The following is a 5,477-nucleotide window of genomic DNA, read 5'->3' on the forward strand; positions in this document are numbered from 1 at the left end:
GGCGATTTGCAGGATATTGCTGTCAAGTACCACGCTCGCAATCCTGAGACCGATACAGATCGCAAAATTAAAGAAGAGAAAAAATATTTTTGTGTTTCCCGCGCTGAGATAGAGGCTGAAGTCTATGATTTTTCCCTGAGCTGCTACAAAGAAGATGTGTTTGAAGAGGTGAAGTACGAGGCTCCAGCAGTGATTTTGGACAAACTGATTGAGGCCGAGGTTGGTGATACCGAGATGGAAGATTTGACCGCCGTACAAGGAGGTATTGTGTGTGAGTTGCTTGAGCTGCGGGAGATGATTGGATGAAATTTATTCCGATAACCGACATTTGTGATTTCCAAGGAGGAACTCAACCCCCCAAACACGAATGGTCAGAGAAACCATTAGGTGGTTATGTCCGAATGCTACAGATACGTGATTTCACGCAACCAGAAAGGACTACGCCAGAATTTGTGAAATTGTCACAAAAATTAAACACGTGTTCTTCTGATGATGTTCTTATAGGTAGATATGGTGCGTCAGTTGGGAAAATACTGATGGGATTAAGCGGTGCTTATAATGTTGCTATTATTAAAACGATTCCTGATGAGAAAAAAATAACTAAACCATTTTTGTACTACCTATTGAAAGGTCCTGTGTTCCAGAATTTTATTGCTAACGTCGGTGCTAGAGCAGCTCAAGCAGGGTTCAATAAAACGGATTTAGCTAAGTTTAAAATCCCTCTCCTATCTCTCGACGACCAAAGCCGCATTGCCCATTTGCTTGGCAAAGTTGAAGAACTGATTGTCCAGCGCAAACTTCACCTGCAACATCTCAACGACCTGCTCAAGAGCATCTTTCTGGAGATGTTTGGCGATCCGGTGCGGAATGAGAAGGGGTGGGAAACAAGAAACCTAACTCAAATTGTTCTCCCAACGAAAAACGCACTTAAAAGAGGGCCATTTGGTGGGGCACTAAAGAAAGAAATATTCGTTGAGTCCGGTTATCTGGTTTATGAGCAATATCATGAATAATGATTACTCTTTTAAACGGTATTTTATTGATGAGCAAAAGTATAAAGAGTTGATTGATTTTAAGGTAGTTCCGGGTGACATCTTGATAAGTTGTTCTGGAGTTTATTTGGGGAAATTGTCAATTGTTCCAGAAGGCGCGCAGCCTGGCATTATCAATCAGGCATTACTCAAGGTCTCACTAAACACAAATATGATGAGGCAAATATTTTTTGTATATTTGTTCGGGAGTCCTCAATTCAAGAATAAATACTTTCCTTCAAATCGCGGCGGAGCAATTCCTAATTTACCGCCGATGTCTGAAATGAAAAAAATCGATTTTGTTTTACCACCGATCAATATCCAAAACCAATTCGCCATCATTGTTGAAAAGGTTGAAGATATAAAATTCCGCTACGAGCAAAGCCTCGTCGAACTGGAAAACCTTTATGGTGCCTTGAGCCAGAAAGCATTCAAGGGTGAGCTGGATTTGTCACGCATTCCTTTGGGTCGTGAACTACAAGAAATACAGGATGAGAGACAAGAGGAAGTCACTGTCCCTTCTGAGCCTGTTTGGCCCGAGCATATGAAGGCGGCTCTTGGCAATCTAAATGCCTTTAACCTAAGTGCTACTAGTCTAAAGGCTGCACAAGAGGAAGCTGTTCGATTTTCCAAACTCGATCTGCCGCGACTGGATGCCTTCAGGCGGGCAACGGAACAACTTGCTAGCTTGCACACACCATTACATGAATTACAACTGATGCCAGGAATTTCTGAAGCCATTGAACAAGCGCAGGCATCTTTAAAGCCACTGAACCTCGAATACATGGAATCCATCAATAAAACCGCCGAGCTAGCCCGGTCTATGGTGGGCAATATTCCCAAGATTGACTTGGGTTGGCTCGAACAACAGAAGGATGTACTAAGGAACGCCACAGAGCCTTTCGAGGCAATGCGCAGAGCCATGGCGAGCATAAGCTGGCCTTCAGAATCGCTCCAGGAATTAAATAGATTGCAAAGTGAAACAGTCAGACGATTGTCCAGCAGCATACCTGATTTTAACAGCTGGCAAAAACAGGGTGTTGATCCGGACGATGTCGAGTTTGAAGATGAAGACGGGGCCGCGAAACGTCTTTTCACCAAGAAGGATGTGACTGATATTTTTGCATACGCTATCGAGCCTCTTTCTTTCGACAGTCTTATGTCTGAACTATGTGAATTGGAAACGGTGGATTTCGCCGGTTATGAAATTATCAAGACTTCTCTCTTCGACCTGCTGGCTGAGAAGCAGTTGGCACAGCTTTTTGACAACGAGATGAAGCTCCTGCTGTTTTCTTTGGTTGGAGAAGGTCCCTTAGAATGAAATTGCTGCGACTTAAGATCACTGATCCCAAAGGCTTTCGTAGTCTGCAAACGGGGTTCGAATACTATTTTCGTACCCAGTGGGTTTTGCATACTGAGCAGGGCTTTTCACCTTTTGTTTGCGCTGGCCCCAATGGCAGTGGTAAATCTAACCTACTTGAAGTAATTGGTGCGATCTTTTTTCATCTGGATTGTAAGAGCCTGGATTACCGTCCAGAGTTGTTTGAGTATGACCCCGAGAAAGTACCTGGCGGTTTTCGGGAGGAAAAAGGTATTCCAGATTCCTTTGAGCTGGAGTACCTGAGTCGGACATTTTCCGGTTTTGACCATGAAGGTGAACTCCATCAACCGCATGTCAGAATAGTGAAGGAGTCCGGCCGTGGACCCCAGTTTTTTGTCCTGAATAGCAAAGGTATTGAAGCTAAAACCCCTTTGGGTCGCCTTCTGATCAAAGCTGTATTGCCTGATTTTGTGGTGGCTTATTCATCCGGCGAAAATGAAATCCTTAGTCTGCCCTTTTTTAAAATGCGATTCATTCATTTTGATGAATATCTCGATTCGGTGCGCAATGAGACCCCTTATGCCGGTCAGCCGGAAGGTAGACTAGTTTTTCTGGATCAAGACCTCAACCAAGCCATTCTACTCAGCAATTTCATTCTTGGTGAGGCTAGCCACCTTCAATCTTACAAGGATGCAATGGGGTTGGAAGGTGTCACGTATTTCCGCATCATTCTTCGAGATATCCTGTATCCATCTGGACAAGGAGTTTCCTCCGACAACAGCGATCAGTGGCCGATATTGGGAAATGCACGGGGTATTCAAGAAAAGCTGCGCCAATGTGCAACCGCGCATTTTTATGACGATGTCACAGATACTCACTATATGGATTATTGGCTGGATGATGCTTGCCAAGAGGCCTTTGCTCTGCATTTTGGCAAGCCACTTGATCTTTTTCGGGCCTTTCAGTTATTGCTGACTCTAAATCTCTACTCGGTGAGCAATCAAAACAAGCTGGAGATGTACCAATCAGAAAGCCTGTATGTGAATGAGACTATCCCCACGCTGCCATCTGATCAAAGAGTAATGCGCTTTAAAGATGTCGTTTTAAAAAAAACTGGCGTTGACGCCACCGTTTACAGTAAGGCGCTTTCCGACGGTGAGAATCAGTTCCTGCACACTCTTGGGCTTTGCACACTGTACCGAGACAGCAATGTACTATTTTTGTTGGATGAACCGGACACCCATTTCAATCCCGATTGGCGCTCTAAATTTATCTCTAGACTTAAGGAGTGCTTCCCGGAGACTTCAAAAAAGGGCGGTCACGAAATGCTTATTACCACTCACACACCGTTCTTGATTTCTGACAGCAGGCCGGAAAAGGTATTGGTTTTTAATAAAGATAAAGAAACTGGCGTAGTGAGCATTAGCAAACCTGACTACAACACCTTGGGCGCGTCGATCAACAAGATCACCATGAATACTTTCGGCAAGCGGGAAACCATCGGAGGCCACGCCCAGTTGATTCTTGAGGGTTTCAGAGAACGCTTGAAAAACGAAAAAGAGGACAAAGAGCAGCTCATCGAAGAAATCAACCAACAACTGGGTGATTCGGTAGAAAAGATGTTGCTCATTAAAACTATACTTGACAGTATGAAGGCAAAGGACTGATGCTGTTTCCGTACATATATGTACCTCATACGATGGACAGGATGCAGCGGTTTATTAACTTCATTTTCTATCAGGTGTGGTGCAGGGCGCATAAAGCAGGAGCTTTCCGCCTAGAGCTATTTGATGTAAATCCTGAGTTGAAGGAGGTCATGAAGACATTCTATTACTCAGACACAAAAGGAGCAGATTTTTTTTACGGTCATGTTGAGCGCATTTATGCCATGTTTGCCAGGTTGTCGAGAGCTGACATCAAGCAATTCAAGAGATGGCACCAAGGTAATAACAACATTCAAAAGGTGTGCGACAATGATTCCGCAACACATCTTGTTCGCTACGCAGACATCCCACCACAGCATAAGGCTTTATGCGAACAACTGTCTGTGTTCTTCAGAGGCCTTTACGACAACATAGATATTGCAGCGCTTAAAAAGAAAATAGGCAACATTGACGACCACTACAAGGCGTTTATGAAGAAGAATACGGTCGGTAAGTGCCCTTTTTGCGGGATATCCGATATGCTTGGAGCAAATCAAACGCCGCGAGAGGCATACGACCACTATCTCCCCAAAAAGCTTTACCCTTTCAACTCAATAAATTTCCGTAATCTCGTTCCGGCGTGCCATCACTGCAACAGTAGTTACAAAACCATTAAAGACCCTGCATACACTCCAAAGGACCCTGCCAGAGCAACTCATAGGCGAAAAGTTTTCTATCCATATGCGAATCCCGGCTATAACATTGAAGTGACAATTGAGTTCAGCAAACCAGACATCGATCTCCTTGAACTAGACGACATTCAGCTTGCATTTGGTCCGCCTATGCTGGATGAGGAAATTGAAACCTGGAAGGATGTTTACGGTATTGAGGAACGTTACAAAAACAAGTGTTGTAGTGGCGATGCTAAGGACTGGCTTGAACAGATTCGTATTTTTCGAGACGCTTACGGCATAGATCCCCTAGCCTCACTCAACACAGTGCAACAACAGGCAGAAAAAGCCCCGTATGCCAATAGCAATTTTCTCAAAAGGGCCTTTTTAGAAGGTTGTCAAAAAACAGGATTGTTTTAGTGGAATTGGTGGACTTTGTGGTCCCGAAAAAATAATCTGTACCGAATTCACGAAATCCATATTGCGCAAAGCAAAAAAATAACGTGGACCGGAAGAGGACCGGAGAACAAAAAAAGGGTTTCAGCCAAAAAGCTGAAACCCTTTCTCTATATGGTACGCCCGGAGGGATTCGAACCCCCGACCTGCGGATTCGAAGTCCGACGCTCTATCCAGCTGAGCTACGGGCGCGCAATGTCGTAAAATTTTCTGCTATATAACACAACGCGAGAGACTCGGCAAGGATATCGATTGCGACAGCTAATGTTTGCCCTCGGAACTTTCTTGCTTACTTGGGTTTAGTGCCTTAGATTTCCAGATCATCGGCTACAGCATTTTTAAAATTTCTTACCAC

General features: G+C 44.2%; 5 protein-coding genes and 1 tRNA gene. 5 read left to right on the forward strand and 1 reads right to left on the reverse strand.

Annotated features, from left to right (window positions below; translation table 11 throughout):
* From HQK80_15055 to HQK80_15075, 5 genes are all read left to right on the forward strand, one after another.
* Positions 1–306: SAM-dependent DNA methyltransferase (locus HQK80_15055; GenBank protein MBF0223513.1), on the forward strand; the 306-nt coding region annotated here is incomplete at its 5' end.
* Positions 303–1,013 (forward strand): restriction endonuclease subunit S, encoded by a 711-nt coding sequence (locus HQK80_15060; GenBank protein ID MBF0223514.1) that lies wholly within the window; start codon positions 303–305, stop codon positions 1,011–1,013. The genes HQK80_15055 and HQK80_15060, both read left to right, overlap by 4 nt.
* Complete coding sequence (locus tag HQK80_15065) at positions 1,006–2,352, forward strand: restriction endonuclease subunit S (GenBank protein ID MBF0223515.1); 1,347 nt, start codon at positions 1,006–1,008, stop codon at positions 2,350–2,352. Before HQK80_15060 ends, HQK80_15065 begins: the two co-directional genes overlap by 8 nt.
* Complete coding sequence (locus HQK80_15070) at positions 2,349–4,019, forward strand: restriction system-associated AAA family ATPase (protein ID MBF0223516.1); 1,671 nt, start codon at positions 2,349–2,351, stop codon at positions 4,017–4,019. Before HQK80_15065 ends, HQK80_15070 begins: the two co-directional genes overlap by 4 nt.
* Entirely contained in the window at positions 4,019–5,086 is a 1,068-nt protein-coding gene (locus tag HQK80_15075) for a hypothetical protein (protein ID MBF0223517.1), read from the forward strand. The genes HQK80_15070 and HQK80_15075 overlap by 1 nt, the downstream gene beginning before the upstream one ends.
* Before the next feature lie 151 nt (positions 5,087–5,237).
* Here the strand turns inward: HQK80_15075 and HQK80_15080 are convergent.
* A tRNA-Arg gene (locus tag HQK80_15080) sits at positions 5,238–5,314 on the reverse strand.
* Positions 5,315–5,477: the final 163 nt, after the last annotated feature.

Source organism: Desulfobulbaceae bacterium (genome assembly GCA_015231515.1).
Classification (GTDB): domain Bacteria; phylum Desulfobacterota; class Desulfobulbia; order Desulfobulbales; family VMSU01; genus JADGBM01.

Bases quoted from the DNA above. Each gene is read 5' to 3' on its own strand.
- HQK80_15065 (MBF0223515.1), top strand. From the start codon at position 1,006: ATGAATAATGATTACTCTTTTAAACGGTATTTTATTGATGAGCAAAAG.
- HQK80_15060 (MBF0223514.1), top strand. From the start codon at position 303: ATGAAATTTATTCCGATAACCGACATTTGTGATTTCCAAGGAGGAACT.
- HQK80_15075 (MBF0223517.1), top strand. From the start codon at position 4,019: ATGCTGTTTCCGTACATATATGTACCTCATACGATGGACAGGATGCAG.
- HQK80_15070 (MBF0223516.1), top strand. From the start codon at position 2,349: ATGAAATTGCTGCGACTTAAGATCACTGATCCCAAAGGCTTTCGTAGT.